We start from the raw sequence: 16,887 nt of genomic DNA, 5'->3' as shown, positions 1-16,887 counted from the left end.
GAGGTAGCAGTTGGGAGAAGTGGCCGGTTTTAGCCGATCTTCAGGGTGTTGGAGGTCGAATCGAAGGTGGTTTTAAACGCTTTCAGGGGCGAACCGGCCGGGCCGTTGATGATGCTGCCGTCGTTCTTGAAATTGGAACCGTGGCCGGGGCAGTGGATGCGGTTTCCGGCGGCATCAAATTCGACGGTCACTCCGGCGTGGGTGCAAACCTGCGACACGGCGATGAAACTACCGTCTTTGGTGCGGGCGATGATCATGCCGTTTTTGTAGAGAAAACCGCCGTTCTGTTTCAGCTTGGCATTGGCCGCATCGTTCAGGTTCAGCGTCAGGCCCGTGCTGCCACCGGTGGTCCCGCCGGTCGATGGGCCGGGCGAAACGGCTTCGGCCGGGGCCGAACAACTGCTGAGGCAGTTCGATAGCACAATGGCTCCGATGCTGGTTCCCACCAGTGAAAAGAACGTTCGACGATCGAGCGTTTGGTGTGTTGTTTTCATTAGGATAGTGAGATCAATTCTACTTGTTTGACTCTGTTGTCTACATTGACGATTCAAATTTGGCGGATGGGTAACAAGTAGAAAAATAAAGGAAGTCTACTGGTCGAAATAAGCCGTTGGAATGTCGCGAACGGAACTCGAATGGTTTTCAGAAATCGTTTCCGATTGGGGTAACAAAACTATGCGGTTGGGGAGCGGTCTTTGGATATAAGCCTTTTATTCAGGCAGTTTCAACGTCCGATTTGGGCCGCTGTTAGCTGCCCGATCAGTTGCAGTCTACACTTGGGCCGCTGACAGGGTTTCACCGTAGCGACGGCCCGGCGCTGTCAGGGCAAAAAAGCCCACGGTTTTGGGCCGTGGGCTGCTGATGAAGTGGATATTTTTTTCGTTTTCAGCGGGATGGCTGCTGCATGGCTTTACTGATTTCCTGGTAGCATTGTTTCCAGGCAGTTTTGAGTGTCGAATTCCAGTCGTTGCCCAGAGCCACTTCCAGCGTCCAGAGGAGCGCTTTGCCCACCAGATCGTAGTGCTGGGATTTCACGCCGTAGCCAATGTGACGGCGGCCCAATTCCCCCAACTCGGCAACCAGCACTTCCGTTTTGTCCAGATTGGCCACCATTGCATCGAGCATATCGACCAGCTTGCGGTATTGTCCATCCATTCGGGCAGCGAACATCGGTCGTAAACCGGGAGCATCTATAAAAAGCCGGGAATAAAACACATCGCCCAGCAGAATCGGATCTATTTTGCGCAGGATTTGCCAACTTCTTTTTACCAATCGGATTTCTTCTTCTTTCATTACTACACGTAAACTGTATTATTTCGGGTTCAAAATTGGCAATAGTAAGTTGCGTACGCAACTATTTGTCCTCCAACCTGCTCATCCAGGGGTTGAATAGTAGCCGGATTTCGATTAACGAAACGGGCCTCCTGACGACGATCTCGACGTATAGCCAAAACCGCCCGGTTCAAACGTCTTTTTTGGCCACGAACTTCTTCGCCTGAAAACCGTATTTTATACTATTTTTGGGTACCTACTCAGAAAACCATTTAACCCGGATTGCTGACGCTTTGATCCGGTTTAACGACCAGTCGACGACGTTTTTTTCGTAGTATCGCTTTGTTTTCGGAAGTTTTGACCAGAAACAATTTTACTCCTTTTCCATTGACGATATGAATGCGGTTGTCATCGAAGACGAAAAACTCGTAGCGCGTGAGTTTGCGTTCAAACTGGCCGAAGTGGCCCCCGATGTCCGGATCATCGAAACGCTGCCCAGCGTCAAAACCGCCCTCCGCTGGTTCAGCGAAAACGCCGAGCCCGACGTGGTGTTTGCCGACATTCAGCTGGCCGACGGCGTGAGTTTCCAGATTTTCGAAACCTTTCAGCTTTCCTGCCCAATCATCTTTATTACCTCATACAATGAATACGCCATTCAGGCTTTCAAGGTGAACGGCATCGATTACCTGCTCAAGCCCGTCGAACCCGACGATCTGGCCAAAGCCGTAACCAAAGCCCGCCAGTTCAGCCGCCAGAAAGCCGGTTTGCCCATCAATCTGCAGAAACTGATGGACGCCCTGCAGCAGCCCGGCACCCTGCAGCCAATGTATAAAGAAACGTTTCTGGGAAACGCCCGCACGGGCTGGGTGCCGGTCAAAGTGGCCGACATCGCTTTTTTCCAGTACGATTCGGTGATTTTTCTGGTCACCAAAACCAGTGAGCGGTATCCGCTGGATTACGAAACGCTCGAACAGGTGGAGGAACTGCTCGACCCGAACCGGTTTTACCGCGCCAACCGCCAGTTTATCGTCAATGCCGACGCCATTCATAGCGTGGTCAGTCTGCACAATTCCAAGTTAATTCTGAAACTCAGTGCTCCGCACCACGCGGTGGCCATCGACATCAGTCGCCAGAAAGCACCGGTTTTTAAACGCTGGCTCGACCGGTAAAAGCCCCGACTTATGGCGAATAAAATCCTGACATGGGGGTTTGGCTGGCTGCTGCTGTTCAGCGTAAAAACCGGTTTGCTGGCCCAGCCCAGCCAGCTTCCCCTGGAGTTTCACCACATTCGGGAGCAGCAGGGCTTGTCCTATAACGTGGTCAATACGTTTCTGCAGGACCGCGACGGGCAGCTCTGGGTCGGAACCTACGGCGGGCTGGACCGCTTCGACGGGAGTCATTTTACTACCTTTAAAGCCGACCGGCAAAATCCCGATAAAACGCTGGTTAACAACATCGTACACGACCTGTGTCAGGACAATAACGGGAATATCTGGGCGGCTACCAACAACGGCATCACCCGGTACGACCGCAAAACCGGTCAATTTTTCAACATCCGGACCGCCGAAGGCATTAACCTCGGCCAGTGTTTGAACATCATCTGCGACCGCGAAGGCCGCATCTGGTTTTCCAGTCACCAGAACGGTCTGTTTCAGTTCGATCCCCGGAAAAATATATTTTGCCATTACGTCCACCGGCCCGAAGATCCCGCTTCGTTATCAAGTAATCTGGTCAGTAAAAACGGCCTTGTCGAAGACCCGAAACGGCCCGGTTTGTGGGTAACGATGGAGGACGAAAACGGATTAAATTTCGTGGATGCGGTTTCCGGCCAGTGTTACAACTACCGGAATAATCCCGAGAAATCTCCTCTTTTTCAGCCACATGGTACTTCGGGTGTTACGCTGGACGGCAATTCGCTTCTGATTTTTGCCGACAATGCCGCCGAACGGATCATCGTTTATAACCTCGATACCAAAACCGTCGTCAAAAGCATTCCGCTCAAAACCCGGAGCGGGCAAACCGCTTTTCCGATGGCCACGATTTTTGTCGACCGCAACCACAACCTCTGGACCAGTTCGTGGACGTACCACATGTTTTTTGTGGAAGGGAAAACGTATCAGCCAACCGAATTCTTCCACGACGTAGCCGGCAAAACGTCCATCGCCGGGGATTTTTTCTGGGCGGGCTGGCAGCAGTCCGATGGCACGATCTGGCTCGGAACCGTGAACGGTATTTCGTACGCCAATCCGGAAAAGGCGTTTTACCGGATTCATAACCTGGCGCAGTTTCTGCCGGAACTCAATCAGGACGAAGGGCTTTCGTCGTTCCTGGAAGACCCGGACGGCAGCTGGTGGCTGACGTCGGTGGGTCATAAACTGATTCATTATGACCCGGTTATACGGCGGGCGAAAATCATTCCGATTCCGGTTCCGAAGGACAATGTCTTCCGGTTTAACCTGCCGCTCGTGATCGCGTCGCCCGACCCGAACGAGTTTTTCATCTGCACGCTGCGCGCCATTTACACCTTCAACAAGCGAACCCGGAAGCTGAAACCTTTTCCGCTGCCAAAGATGGTGGCCGAGCGTTCCAACGCCCTGAACACCCTGCTGCTCCGCCAGGGAAACTGGCTCTGGCTCTTTGCCACGAGCGATGTGGTTTTTCAGTGTTATTTACCCACCAAACAATGGCGAACCGTTCCGATGCCGTTCGGAACCGGCAACCGCGTGCGAACCCGGGCTGCCGGTTTTGACCGCAAGGGCGTTTTGTGGGCCGACGTCCTCAACCGGGGAATCGTCCGCCTTTCGACTGATCTTCAACAATTTACGAACTATCCGGCCCAGCCGCGCAGCACGGAATTTACCGACCATTTTGCGTTTCAGGTGGATGAGCAAAACCGCTTGTGGTCACCGGTTTCGGGGTACGGCCTGGTCGAACTCAACAGTCAGAAGAACACATTTCGGACGTGGACGGAACAGGACGGTTTGTGTTCCAACGACGTCCGGGCGGTTTGTACCGACGCGTACGGGCATATTTGGGCCTCATCCTTCAATAAGCTGTCCATTTTCAACCCGGCGCGCTCCTCGTTTCAGAACTTTGTTCTGCCGGTGAACGACGCCACAATCAATTACATCAACTACCTGTATAACCTGCGGAACCGGAACATTCTGGGGATGCTGAAAGGCTACGTGATTGAGTTCATGCCCCACCGCGTGAACAGCCAGCTCGTGCCGACGAACGTCCTGATCAGCACGGTAACGCAGCCGGATACCACCATTGTCATTCAGCCCCAAACGACCTCGCTTCGGCTGGGTGTCAACAATAACAACTTCAGTATCAACTACTCCGCGCTCAGTTTACCGCAACAGTCGTATACGTATTTCTACAAACTGGACAATTACGACGACCACTGGGTTCGGGCGGGGGCGCGGTCGGTGGCTAACTACACGAAAATTCCGGGCGGCAAGTATGTTTTTCGGGTGAAAGCGCTGGTGGGCCGCCAGGAAACCAAAGAAACCACGCTGGCGATTCAGGTCGATACGGCATTTTACAACACCATCTGGTTTCGGATTGGCATGCTGCTGCTGCTGGGCGGTTTGATCTACGGCGGTTACCGCTACCGGATTCGGCAAACGTCGCGGCTGCATCACCTCAAAATTCAGGCCACCCGGCTCGAACGCGACAAAACCGAAATTCAATACCAGAACCTGATCAACCACCTGAATCCGCATTTTCTGTTCAACAGCCTGACATCGCTCAACAGCCTGATCATCACGGACCCCAAACAGGCCTCCCGGTTTTTGCAGAAACTGTCGGCCCTGTACCGCTATATTTTACAAAACCGGGATCGGGAAACCGTCAGCCTGGAGAACGAAATCAATTTCGTGCAGCATTACATCATCCTGCAAAAATCGCGGTTTGAGGACGGTTTACAGATCACCATCGACGTTCCCGAAGAAAATCTGACGCGGCAGATCGTGCCGGTTACGCTACAGAACCTGTTCGAAAATGCCATCAAGCACAACACCATCGACGACGACGATCCGCTCAAAATCCGGGTGTTCAGCGAGGGCGAGTACCTGTGTGTGGAGAACAACCTGCAACGCAAACGCTTCGTCGAAACCTCCAATCAGCAGGGGCTGGAAAACCTCAAAACCCTCTACCGGTATTTAAGCAACCTGCCGCTGGTGATCACGGAAACGGAAACCCATTTCATCGTGAAAGTGCCCATGATCTAAGGTTCACGGTTAGCTTCTCATTCGCTGCGGAGCGATTTCACCGGATTTTTCAGGGCGGTTTTCATGCTTTGGGCGCAAATGGTTATCAGGGTGATGGTCAGCAACAAAACCGGCGGAATCACGAAGATCATCCAGCCCAAATCGATGTGAAAGGCGTAATTGTCAAGCCAGATTTTCGCGATGTAATAGATCACCGGAACGGCAAGGATCGAGGCAATACCGACCAGTTTTATGAAATCCCGGGAAATCAACACCAGCAAACCGCTTACGGAAGCCCCTAGCACTTTCCGAATGCCGATCTCCTTGGTTCTCAGCTTGATTACGAAGCTGGAAAGTCCCAGTAAGCCCATACAGGCCACGACAATGGCGAGGACGGCGAACAGGCCGAACACGTTCCCCAACCGGCGGTCGGCCTGGTATTGGCGATTGAAATACTCGTCTAGGAAGAAGTATTCGAAAGGATTGCCGGGGAAAGCATTTTTGTAAAGCGTTTCCACGTCGGCAATACTCCGGTCGGCATCCGACGCCTTGATGTTAATAGAAACGTATTTCCAGTCACTCCAGGACGGGTAGTAAAATAAAATGGGGTCGTATTTTTCCTTCATCGACCGCTGGTGAAAGTTTTTGACGACGCCCCATACTTTACACAAGGGCGTATTCTGTCCCAGTTCAAATTTCACCTCCTTGCCCACCGCTTCTTCGGGCGACCGGAAGCCCAGCGCTTTCGTAACTTCCTCATTGATCAGTATTTTCGTGTAGGCATTGGGCCGCAGGGAAGAGCTGTCGGTGGCTTCGAAATTTTTCCCCGCCAGCAATTCAATTTGATACGTTGGAAGGAACTTCTCGTCAATTTCCATCAGGTACGAAGTAAAATTGTGCTGCTTGTCCTGCTCAGCCTTCCGCACGCTGTTTCGGTAACGGATCATGTTACCGGGAATGTCGGATGTGGCCGTGGCACCCAGCACTGAGGACGTGTTCGCGAGTTCGGATTTGAAAAAACCGTACTTGTTGCCAATCGTCGAATCCACAATGGCAGGTGCTTTCACGATCAGAACCTGATCCTTTTTATACCCCAGATTGCCGTTACGCATAAAGCTGAATTGCTTGAAAACCACGAAGGTTGCCGCGATCAGGATAATCGACAGCACGAATTGAAACGAAACCAGCACGCGTCGCAGCGAAATACCGGTATTGGACTTGATTACCAGCCCCTTGAGCACTTTGGCGGGCAGGAAAGACGACAACACGAAAGCCGGGTACGAACCCACCAGCAGCGATCCCACGCCAAAAACCAGGACAACCGACAGCCAGAAGAACGGTTCGTGGCCCAAACCGGTCGTAAAAAAGCCCCGGCTGATGTCCTTCCCGATGAACGAATTAAACGGCTGAATCAGGCCGAGAATGATAACGATCGCGAGTAAGAGCGCCAGCAGGTTGATGATAAACGACTCCAGCAAAAACTGCGTGATGAGCTGTTGTTTTTCCGCCCCGACCACTTTCCGCAAACCCACTTCCTTGGCGCGCTCCATCGACCGGGCGGTCGATAAATTGATGTAATTGATCCAGGCGATAAACAGAATAAAAACCCCGATGATGGCCAGAAAATAAATCTCCTTCTGGCTGCCATTCGGTTCGGCTTCTTTCAGCAGATTGGAGTTCAGGTGAATGCTCGTAACGGGCTGTAAATGAAACGCCGAGCGAAAATTCAGCTCCCTCATGGTCTTGCCCAGGTATTTTTCGATGAAGGCCGGGAATTTGGCTTCCAGCCTGGCCACGTCGGTCCCCGGCGCCAGCACCACATAATTATAGTATTCGGGCCAGGTCCACATATCGTTGCCAAAATTCGGCCCCGCCGTGGCCCAGGAAACGAGTATGTCAAATTTGATGTGCGAATTTTCGGGAACGTCGGCAAAAACCGCCGTCACTTTCATCGGCATCCGGCCGCTGAATTTCACCGTCTGGCCGATCGGATTTTTGGTGCCGAAATATTTTCGGGCCGCGCTGGCCGAAATCACGACGGAATTGGCCTCTTTCAAACAGGTTTTGGGGTCGCCGGAAACGAGCGGGTAAGAAAAAACCGTAAAAAACGACGCATCGGCCAGGAAGATATTTCCTTCATTGAACGTCTTAACCGCCACGCCATCGTCGTACGACAGGGTGGCCGCATTAAAAAACAGGGCCGTGCTGACAAACCGCGCGTAATCCACCACTTCCGGAAAATCTGCCTTCATGGCGGGCCCAACCGCCGGGTGGTTCGCAGCGGTGGGTGCGACATTGGCAAAACTGCCGGAGTACGAAATCGTTACCCGGTACAGGTTATCCGCCTGTTTATTAAACCGGTCGTAGGTCGACTCGAAATAAACGTACTGGAACACGAAGAAGCAGGCCACCAGGCCAATGGCCAGCCCAAAGATGTTGATGGCCGAGAACGTCCTGTTTCTCCAGAGGTTCCGCCGGGCGATTTTCAGGTAGTTTTCTAACATACGGGTAGCAGGCTGGATCGCCCGGGCGGTTAAAAGATTAAGAATGAAAAGGTTAACGAAGGAAATTTACTAAAACTTTTGATATAAAGTGGAATGGGCCGCATTTCGGCAAGAGATAAAAACATGACCCGACAAGACAAAGGAAGGAACGCCAATTTTATTCAAAATTTTATCTATATAAACCATAGACTAAGAAATATATTTATACATTGCAGACTCAGAAAAACGGCATCTCATAAAAAGCCGGGATTAAAATTTAATATTTGTATTTTAAGTTTAATTTGCATTAAGATAAGTTCATTGAATGATGCACCTTTCCGACGCTGAACTCTGGGAGTCTTTTCGAAAGGGTAGTCCGGAAGCCTTCGAACAATTGTATCGGCGGTTTTACGCGGTCCTGTTTCGGTATGGCCGGACATTTACGCACGACGATGACCTGGTGGAAGATTGTATTCAGGATTTATTTCTGAACCTGCATCGCTACCATTACAACCTGAAACCGGTTTCCGACGGGGTGGCTTTTTACCTGCTGGGTTCGCTCCGCAACACGATGTTCCGGCAAATGAGTTTGCTGCAACGGATGCGGGACAGCTACCCGGCTACGGAACTGGAATCGTCGCTGGAATTGTCGGTTGAAGAGGCCCTGATTACCCGACAGCTTTCGGAACAACAGGTGCAGCAGCTGAATCGGGCGCTGGAACAATTACCGCAGCGGCAGCGGGAAGCGATCACCCTGAAATTTTATTCCGGCCTGACGTTCGAGCAGATCGCCCAGGTAATGGGCGTTAATCATCAGTCAGCCAAGAACTTCATTCAGAAGGGCTTACACACCCTTCGGCAACACATTGGCTCTCCCCTCCGCATCACAAAAATTCTTTATAGCTGCCTCATTCCGGGATTTCCGTTTTTTTTCAAAAAAATCACCCGATAAGAGGGTACTATTTCGACGCAGCGGACTGTATTCCAAAAAAGCGGTAAAAGCTGCGCATGGAATACGAATCGTTTACGCCGGACGACTGGGTTTTCGACACCCGGTTCCGCAACTGGGTTTTGAACCCGGCGGAATCGGAAGACCGGTTTTGGCAGCTGTACATTGCAGCCCACCCGGCGCAGCGCGAAGCCATTGCCTCGGCCCGGATTCTGATTCTGTACAGCCAGCACCCGTCCGAAATTTCCGGCGAACAACTAAATCGATCGTGGGAAACCGTTCAGAACCGGCTCCAAACTCCGGTCGTTCGGCCTTTGCTGGCGCGGAGGTGGCTGGCGATGGCGGCTTCGGTGGCCGCCATTCTATTGGCCGGAGTTGGGTATTGGGCTTACCAGAACAGCCCCGAAACCTATGAAACCGCCTTTGGCGAAACTCGGAAAGTAACGCTGCATGACGGCAGTTCGGTGACGCTGAACGCCAATTCCCGCATCCGGTTGGCCCGCCAGTGGAAACCGGATGCCGCCCGCGAAGTCTGGCTGGAAGGGGAAGCTTTTTTCTCCGTCACGCACCGGCAAAATCACCAGCGATTCATTGTTCACGCCCGGCAGCTCGACGTTCAGGTGCTGGGAACGGCGTTCAATGTGTTTACCCGGCCCAAAGCGGTTAAGGTCATGTTGGAATCGGGGCGGGTTCGCCTGAGCCAGCCCGCCCAGACCCAACGGGCCGCCATTGTGATGCAACCCGGTCAGCTCTTTGAGGTCCGGGCAAATGGGGCGCCCTCGCTGAAGTCCATCAAACCGGAATTCTATTCGGCCTGGAAGGAAAACCGCCTGATCCTGAACCAGACGACCCTGGCCGATCTGATCGAAATTTTACGGGATAATTACGGGCTAACGGTGGAGGTGCAGCCGGAAGAACTGCTGCGGCTTCAAGCGTCCGGGTCGATGCCTCTTGCCAATGCCGACGATCTGCTGATCCAGATAGGGCGCCTTTTCGCACTGGATGTCAGCCGGTCGGGCAACCACATCCGCCTTAAAAAATTGTAATCCTAACCCCAAATGCATGAAAAAGCTCCTCATTAACAGTAAACTCTATTTTATGGATAGAACTACTCTATTTAGTTTGCTGGCCTTTGGAATGTTTATTCAGCAGTCGGCCAGCGGGCAGGCGCTGGCGTGGAACTACACCCAGGACGTTCCGGCCCGGCACTCCACCCAGTCGCAGCGCCGACCGCTGAGTACGGTTCTGAAAGAAATCGAAAACCGCTTCCGAATCTCGATTGCTTACCGGTCCGATTTGCTGGAAGACCGCACCGTCGAGCTGAAAACCGCCACCTTTTCGAACCCGGAAAAAGCCTTGAAAAAGGCGCTGGAAGGACAGCCGTTGCGGTATGAGAAGGTCAACGAAAACTTTTACCTGATTTCGCCCCTGTCCACCGAAAAAAAGGATAAACCCGCCACGGTGGTGCCTGCCATTCCTTCCCAGTCGCCTACCGGAAATGGTGCGGAAGACGCGTCGCGGGCCGTTTCGATGGGCGCGATTTCCTCGATCAATCCGAAAGTGACGGTTTCGTACCTGCCCATCTCCGGGCGGGTGGTGGATCAGAACAACGAAGCCGTGCCGGGAGCGACGGTGATTTACAAGGAAAATCCGAACCTCGGCACCTCCACAAATGCCGAAGGGCAATTTACCCTGAACGTGCCGGAAGCGCGGGGTTCGCTGGTGATTTCGTCGATTGGTTTTCTGAGTCAGGAAGTTACACTTGGTCAGCAGACCAGCTTCGTCATTACGCTCCAACCGGATACCAAATCGCTGGAAGAAGTGGTGGTGGTGGGCTACGGGGCGCAGCGGTCGCAGGATCTGACCGGATCGGTGGCGGTAGTGGATCAGAAATCCATCCGGAGCCTGCCGGTTTCAACCATCGATCAGAAGATGATCGGGCAGGTGGCCGGGGTGCAGATTCAGCAACCGTCGGGCGCACCGGGGGGCGGAACCTCCATCAAAATCCGGGGCAGCGGGTCGCTTGGGGCGGGCAACGAACCCTTGTACGTCGTGGACGGGATGCCGTATTCGGCGGGCATGAACCAGACGCTGAATCCCTTGCTGTTCATCAATCCGAACGATATTGAATCGGTCAGTATTTTGAAAGATGCCTCATCCACTGCGATTTACGGTTCGCGCGGTGCCAACGGAGTCATCATGATTACCACCAAAAAAGGGAAATTCGACCGGACGGAAATCAGCGTTTCGTCGATGCGCGGGGTGCAGCAGGTGCCGCAGAAAGGCCGCCCCGAAATGCTGAACGAACGCGAATTTGCGGAACTGCAACGCGACAAAATCGGCATTGTGGTTCAGCAGCGGGAAAAGCGGGCAGCTACGGTGGACGATTACCCGGAAGAATACCGCGATTTGACCAAACTAACCGGAAAAGGCACCGACTGGTACGGTTTACTGCTTCGTCCGGCGGCTATTGAAGACCATAACATCAGCATTCAGAAAGGCACCAAGGAAAGCCGGATGAGCGCGAGTCTGGGGTATTTTCGGCAGGATGGGGTACTGAAATACACGGGCGTAGAACGGTACAGCGCCAAGCTGGGTATGGAATCGAACCTGGGTAAACACGTGAAAGTCAGCGCGATCCTGCAACCGACGTTTATTACGCAGAAACGAACCAATACCAATGCCAGCCGGGAGGATATTCTGGGTGTAAGTTTGTGGGCCAACCCGCTGCGGTCGCCCTACGACGCCAACGGCAACCTGATTCCGTACATCGTTTCGCCCCAGAGCAAATACCATTCGGCCTGGAGTTTTGCCAATCCGCTGTTCAATCTCCGGGAATCCGTCCAGACCGAGCGGGATTTTCAGAACCTCGGCTCGGCTTTTCTGGAATGGGAAATCATTCCGGGCCTGAAGGCCAAAACGTCGCTGAACACGATCTGGTCTACCGCAAAATATTCGCAGTACATTCCGGCCACGGTCGGGGCGTCGAACACCCCGCCGACGGCCGGAATCGGTCGGTCGAACAACACCCGCAGCGAGAGGTTCGACTGGCTGATCGAGAACACCCTGACCTACGACAAAACCATTGGCAACCACCGGTTTGATGCTTTGCTGGGGTATACGACGCAGAAAAGTCGCTCCACCGGCATCAACCTCACAGCCTCGCCCTTCACCAACGACCTGATTCAGACCATCAATGCCGCCCAGACCATCAGCGCCTGGGGCGAAACCGTCAACGAATGGGCCATGATTTCGTACCTCGGACGGATCAATTACGCTTTCCGGGACCGGTATCTGCTGACGGCCACCTTCCGCTCCGACGGTTCGTCGCGGTTCGGGAGCCGGAAGCGGTACGCGCTGTTTCCGTCGTTCGCAGCGGCCTGGCGGGTTTCGGAAGAGGATTTTCTGAAAGGAAACCGGTATATCAACGACCTGAAACTGCGGGCGAGCTACGGACGTAGCGGGAACAACAACATCGGGAATTATTCACACCTGGCGTCGATCAACGCCGAATCGTACGTCTTTGGAACAACGCAGGTAACGGCCTCGAGCGTCGGGCTTTCCAATCCGTACCTGAGCTGGGAAGTGTCGGACCAGGTGGACGTTGGAACGGATGTCGAACTGTTCCGGAACCGCCTGTCGCTCTCGCTGGATTACTATTACCGGAAAAGCACCAATATGTTGCTCAACGACGTGATTCCGGCCATTACGGGCTACAATTCGCAGACGGTCAACAAGGGAAATATCCGGAATACCGGGGTCGAGATTGCACTGGGCGGGACGCCGGTTTCCAGAGGTTCTTTTAATTGGGACGTGAACCTGAACGTTGCATTTAACCGCAACAAAGTGCTGTCGCTGAACGACAACGGCGACCGGATTCTGGCCGGTAACAACGACAACAATCCCACGCACGTTTCGGTGGTGGGCAAGCCGATCAGCCAGTTCTTCGGGTACATTTTTGATGGCTTGTATACGGCCGCCGACATTGCCAATCCGAACATCGTCAAAACCGCTCAGGTCTACGAAGGAAACGTCAAATACAAGGATGTCAACGGCGACGGCGTGATTACGGATTTGCTCGATTACACGATCATCGGCAGTCCACACCCCAAATTCATTTACGGGTTGACGAACCGTTTCACGTACAATCGCTTCGACCTGAATGTGATCGTCAACGGGCAGTACGGCGGGCAGGTCATGAACGGCCTGCGGCAAACCGTCGATAACCTCCAGGGCTTTTTCAACGTGAGCAAGGAGTGGAATGCGCGCTGGCGCAACGCCGACAATCCGGGCGACGGACGGCATTACGGCATTCCGATTCTGACTCCGAGCCTGGGCCACCGGGTGTCCAATCTCTGGGTCGAAGATGCCAGTTTCCTCCGCATTTCGAACCTGACGCTGGGGTATTCGCTGCCGGACAACTGGGTGAAGAAAACCGGGTTTGTCAACAACTGCCGGTTTTACCTGACGACCCAAAACCTAGCCATATTTACGAAATACAAAGGAGCGAACCCCGAGGCTCAGTCGGTGACGGTCAACAACACGCTGGCACCCGGTTTCGACATGTCGCCGTACCCGCTGGCACGGACGACGTCGCTGGGCGTGAATCTGACATTTTAGAAATCAGTTTACGGGATACGGTTTTCGGTGGGCGGTCCGTGGGTACATAGGCGGCAGCTACCATAAACCGAATACTGAAAACCGTAAACCGCAAATCTCAAACCTACAAATTCGCATGAAAAAGATACTTTATATAGCGGGGATGTTGCTGTTGTCGGGCTGCTCCAGGGATTTTCTGGAAATTTACCCCGAAACTGCCCTGAGCGAAGGGACGTTTTACAAGTCCGAAACCGAATACATTCTGCTGGCCAACGGCTGTTACGTGCCGATGCAGAGTTACGAAAAAGTGGAGCACTGGGTTATGGCCGAGCTGATCTCCGACAACGCCAGCTTTCAGTACAGCACCGTGACGGGGGAGGCATCCAAGGGCATCATCGATCAGTTTATTCTGGCGTCCAACAACGTCGCCTACGCCAACTTCTGGAACTTGTCGTACAATGGCATCACGCGCTGCAACAAACTGCTGGCGGAGATTGACCGGCCCGGCGTTACCTGGTCGAAGGAGTCGTTCAAAAAACGGTGCGCGGGCGAAGCGCAGTTTCTGCGGGCGTTGTATTACTTCAACCTGCTGCGGCAATTTGGCGGGGTTCCGCTGGTGCTGAAACCGATCGAATCGCAGGAAGCGGTGGGCATCAAACGTTCCACGGAGGAGCAGGTCTACGAAAGCATCATCACCGATCTGAAAGCCGCCGTCGAGAATTTCAACGGAGCCACCGACGTCAAGGAAAATGGTCGCGCCAACGAAGCAGCCGCTCTGGCGCTACTGGGCAAAGTGTACCTGACGCAGAAGAAGTACGCCGAAGCGGCTGCGTCCCTGAAAACCGTCATCGAATCGGGCAAATACATTCTGCTGCCAAATTACGCCGATCTGTTCAATCCGACGAGCAAGGATTTTAAGGAGACGATTTTTGCCATCCAGTATTCCGAAAACAGCGCGGCTTTGTCGAACCGGTTTATTTTCTGGTTTGCGCCCTGGACCTCCGCCGGGGCCATCACCGGGCGACCCAGCATCAGCCTGGTGGGTGGTGGCTGGAATCAGCCGACCGAAGATCTGATCAACGCGTTCGAAGCCGGTGACAAACGAAAAGACGTCTCGATCAAATTCTGGACCGGAGCCGATTGGGACGGTGTGGTGCGGCCGATTCCGTATTGCGCCAAGTACAAAGCGCCGGTGACCTCGCCGGTCGATCGCAGCGGTGATAACCTGCCGGTTTTGCGGTATTCGGACGTGTTGCTGATGTACGCCGAAGCCTTGAACCAGCAGGGCAATACCACCGAAGCGATTCCGTACGTGCAGCAGGTTCGCAACCGGGCGGGACTGACGCAGTCGCTGGCCGGAACCAGCAAAACCGCCCTGGAAACCCTGATTGCGAAAGAACGGCAGGTAGAGTTCTGCTTTGAAAACCAGCGCTGGTATGATCTCAAACGGACGGGTAAAGCCGTGGAAGTGATGACGGCCCACGGTCAGCGCGAACGAGCGAAGAAGTCGTTTCTGTACAACACATCGTACGAAGTGACGCCCACGAAACTCCTCGCACCGATTCCGGAAGAGCAGATTCTGGTCAATAAGATCGCCCAGAATCCGGGGTATTAACGGATATTAGAAAAACCTGTAAGGTCTCAGAAACTGTCTGAATTTTATAATTTTTCTTACTTTGGTTTGCCCCCAACCCCCTGAAGGGGGCTTTCATCGGCGTCTCAAAGCCCCCTTCAGGGGGTTGGGGGTAAACCAAAGCAAGGGAAAATCTGAATTTTAGAAAGTCCCTTGAATACCGACATTAAACCTGCAAGGTCTTTAAGACCTTACAGGTTTGGATGGTCGCCGATTTAATCAACTTGATTGTCAGAAATTTATCCGATTTGTTATGAAAAAAGCCTTTCAACTTCTTCTGTTTTTAACCAGCGCGGTCGTGCTGTTGTATTGCACCACCCGACCGACCACGGCGACCAAAAGCAGAAAGCCCAATGTGATCTATATTTTCTCCGACCAATGGCGCGCCGATGCCGTCGGATACGCCGGAAATCCGGATGTAAAAACGCCTTTTGCCGACCAGCTGGCGAAGGAAAGCGTCAACTTCAAAACCGCCGTGGCGACGATGCCGGTTTGTACGCCGTACCGGGCCACCTTGCTCACAGGGCAGTATCCGCTCAAACACGGGGTGTTTTACAACGACAAACCGCTGCCAAACGAAGCCCTGACGATGGGCGAGATTTTCAGGGACAACGGGTACCAAACCGGGTACATCGGCAAATGGCACATCAACGGCCACCGGAACGGCGAGCACCCGTTCAGTGCCCGCGACAAACCCATCACCCGCGACCGGCGGCAGGGCTTCGATTACTGGAAAGTGCGGGAAGTGTCGCACGATTACAACGACTCGTTTTACTTCGACGAGAACGATCAGAAACACCTCTGGCCGGGCTACGATGCCTTTCCGCAGACCGACAGCGCCGTCGGGTTCATCAAAAAATCGAAAGACAATCCTTTTTTGCTGGTCTTATCGTGGGGGCCTCCGCACAATCCGTACCACACGGCTCCGGAAAAATACCGCAAAATGTACGACCCGAAAACGCTGAAAATCCGCCCGAACGTACCGAAGGAAATGGTCGACAGCGCCCGCCAGATTTACGCCGATTACTACGCCCACTGCACCGCACTCGACGATGCGCTGGGAAAAATCCTGAAAACGCTGGACGAACAGGGCCTGGCCGACAACACGATTCTGGTCTGGACCTCCGACCACGGCGATATGTTGCTGACGCAGGGCATGTTGCGAAAACAACGCCCCTGGGATGAATCGATTCGGGTGCCGCTGTTGCTGCGGTATCCAGCCAAATTCGGACGGAAAAGCATCGAGGTGAACAAACCGATCAATACCCCCGACATCCTGCCAACGCTGCTGGGCCTGTGCGGTTTGAAAATTCCGGCCACCATTGACGGAAAAGACGTTTCGAACGGCATTCTGAAACCGGCGGAATATCCGATCGATGCCGCACTGGTGATGTTGCCGGTGCCGTTCCACGAATACAATTTCCAGAACGGCGGGCGCGAATACCGGGCCGTGCGGACGGAACGCTACACCTACGCCCGGCGGTTGTCGGGGCCGTGGCTGCTGTACGACAACCAGACCGACCCCTACCAGTTGAACAATCTCGTGAACAAACCGGAGCATGCCGCCCTGCAAAAGCAACTGAACGACGTGCTGAACCAGAAGCTGAAGGAAACCAACGATACCTTTTTGCCCGCAGATGAGTATATGAAGCGGTATAATTACACCTATGATAACAAAGACAGTCTGCGACCGCAATCGTATTACGCGGAAATCCGGCCGAAATAGTAACACGGATC

At 53.5% G+C, this 16,887-nt stretch carries 10 protein-coding genes; 7 read left to right on the top strand and 3 right to left on the bottom strand.

All coding sequences use genetic code 11. The features are described 5' to 3' along the window. Positions 1 to 29: 29 nt before the first annotated feature. A complete protein-coding gene (locus GJJ30_RS25855) occupies positions 30 to 494 on the bottom strand; it encodes a QcrA and Rieske domain-containing protein (protein ID WP_154178058.1) in 465 nt (154 codons plus the stop codon). A gap of 391 nt (positions 495 to 885) precedes the next feature. After that, a complete protein-coding gene (locus GJJ30_RS25850) occupies positions 886 to 1,293 on the bottom strand; it encodes a globin domain-containing protein (protein ID WP_154178057.1) in 408 nt (135 codons plus the stop codon). 374 nt (positions 1,294 to 1,667) lie between these two features. Here GJJ30_RS25850 and GJJ30_RS25845 point away from each other — a divergent pair, with 374 nt between their 5' ends. Together GJJ30_RS25845 and GJJ30_RS25840 are read left to right on the top strand one after the other, a co-directional pair. Next, positions 1,668 to 2,441: a LytR/AlgR family response regulator transcription factor gene (locus GJJ30_RS25845; protein ID WP_154178056.1), complete on the top strand. Its 774-nt coding sequence runs from the start codon at positions 1,668 to 1,670 to the stop codon at positions 2,439 to 2,441. 12 nt (positions 2,442 to 2,453) lie between these two features. Then, the gene (locus GJJ30_RS25840; RefSeq protein WP_154178055.1) at positions 2,454 to 5,507 is read left to right on the top strand and encodes a ligand-binding sensor domain-containing protein; all 3,054 of its coding nucleotides are present in this window, start codon (positions 2,454 to 2,456) and stop codon (positions 5,505 to 5,507) included. A gap of 17 nt (positions 5,508 to 5,524) precedes the next feature. On the opposite strand, the gene GJJ30_RS25835 is transcribed toward GJJ30_RS25840, so the two are convergent. Beyond that, a complete protein-coding gene (locus GJJ30_RS25835; protein ID WP_154178054.1) occupies positions 5,525 to 7,990 on the bottom strand; it encodes an ABC transporter permease in 2,466 nt (821 codons plus the stop codon). A gap of 304 nt (positions 7,991 to 8,294) precedes the next feature. On the opposite strand from GJJ30_RS25835, the gene GJJ30_RS25830 reads away from it, so the two are divergent. From GJJ30_RS25830 to GJJ30_RS25810, 5 genes are all read left to right on the top strand, one after another. Beyond that, the gene (locus GJJ30_RS25830) at positions 8,295 to 8,921 is read left to right on the top strand and encodes an RNA polymerase sigma factor (RefSeq protein WP_154178053.1); all 627 of its coding nucleotides are present in this window, start codon (positions 8,295 to 8,297) and stop codon (positions 8,919 to 8,921) included. A gap of 56 nt (positions 8,922 to 8,977) precedes the next feature. After that, entirely contained in the window at positions 8,978 to 9,964 is a 987-nt protein-coding gene (locus tag GJJ30_RS25825) for a FecR family protein (protein WP_154178052.1), read from the top strand. A gap of 16 nt (positions 9,965 to 9,980) precedes the next feature. After that, on the top strand, positions 9,981 to 13,538 hold the full coding sequence (locus tag GJJ30_RS25820; RefSeq protein ID WP_229313417.1) for a SusC/RagA family TonB-linked outer membrane protein: 3,558 nt from the start codon (positions 9,981 to 9,983) through the stop codon (positions 13,536 to 13,538). A 115-nt stretch (positions 13,539 to 13,653) separates the two neighbouring features. Continuing rightward, entirely contained in the window at positions 13,654 to 15,132 is a 1,479-nt protein-coding gene (locus GJJ30_RS25815; RefSeq protein ID WP_154178051.1) for a RagB/SusD family nutrient uptake outer membrane protein, read from the top strand. Positions 15,133 to 15,403: 271 nt separating this feature from the next. Next, positions 15,404 to 16,876: a sulfatase family protein gene (locus GJJ30_RS25810; RefSeq protein WP_154178050.1), complete on the top strand. Its 1,473-nt coding sequence runs from the start codon at positions 15,404 to 15,406 to the stop codon at positions 16,874 to 16,876. Positions 16,877 to 16,887: the final 11 nt, after the last annotated feature.

The sequence above is a fragment of the Larkinella terrae genome, assembly GCF_009668025.1.
Taxonomy (GTDB): domain Bacteria; phylum Bacteroidota; class Bacteroidia; order Cytophagales; family Spirosomataceae; genus Larkinella; species Larkinella terrae.
This window is presented reverse-complemented; position numbering and strand designations above follow the sequence as displayed.

Bases quoted from the DNA above. Each gene is read 5' to 3' on its own strand.
- GJJ30_RS25855 (WP_154178058.1), bottom strand. From the start codon at position 494: ATGAAAACAACACACCAAACGCTCGATCGTCGAACGTTCTTTTCACTG.
- GJJ30_RS25850 (WP_154178057.1), bottom strand. From the start codon at position 1,293: ATGAAAGAAGAAGAAATCCGATTGGTAAAAAGAAGTTGGCAAATCCTG.
- GJJ30_RS25845 (WP_154178056.1), top strand. From the start codon at position 1,668: ATGAATGCGGTTGTCATCGAAGACGAAAAACTCGTAGCGCGTGAGTTT.
- GJJ30_RS25840 (WP_154178055.1), top strand. From the start codon at position 2,454: ATGGCGAATAAAATCCTGACATGGGGGTTTGGCTGGCTGCTGCTGTTC.
- GJJ30_RS25835 (WP_154178054.1), bottom strand. From the start codon at position 7,990: ATGTTAGAAAACTACCTGAAAATCGCCCGGCGGAACCTCTGGAGAAAC.
- GJJ30_RS25830 (WP_154178053.1), top strand. From the start codon at position 8,295: ATGATGCACCTTTCCGACGCTGAACTCTGGGAGTCTTTTCGAAAGGGT.
- GJJ30_RS25825 (WP_154178052.1), top strand. From the start codon at position 8,978: ATGGAATACGAATCGTTTACGCCGGACGACTGGGTTTTCGACACCCGG.
- GJJ30_RS25820 (WP_229313417.1), top strand. From the start codon at position 9,981: ATGAAAAAGCTCCTCATTAACAGTAAACTCTATTTTATGGATAGAACT.
- GJJ30_RS25815 (WP_154178051.1), top strand. From the start codon at position 13,654: ATGAAAAAGATACTTTATATAGCGGGGATGTTGCTGTTGTCGGGCTGC.
- GJJ30_RS25810 (WP_154178050.1), top strand. From the start codon at position 15,404: ATGAAAAAAGCCTTTCAACTTCTTCTGTTTTTAACCAGCGCGGTCGTG.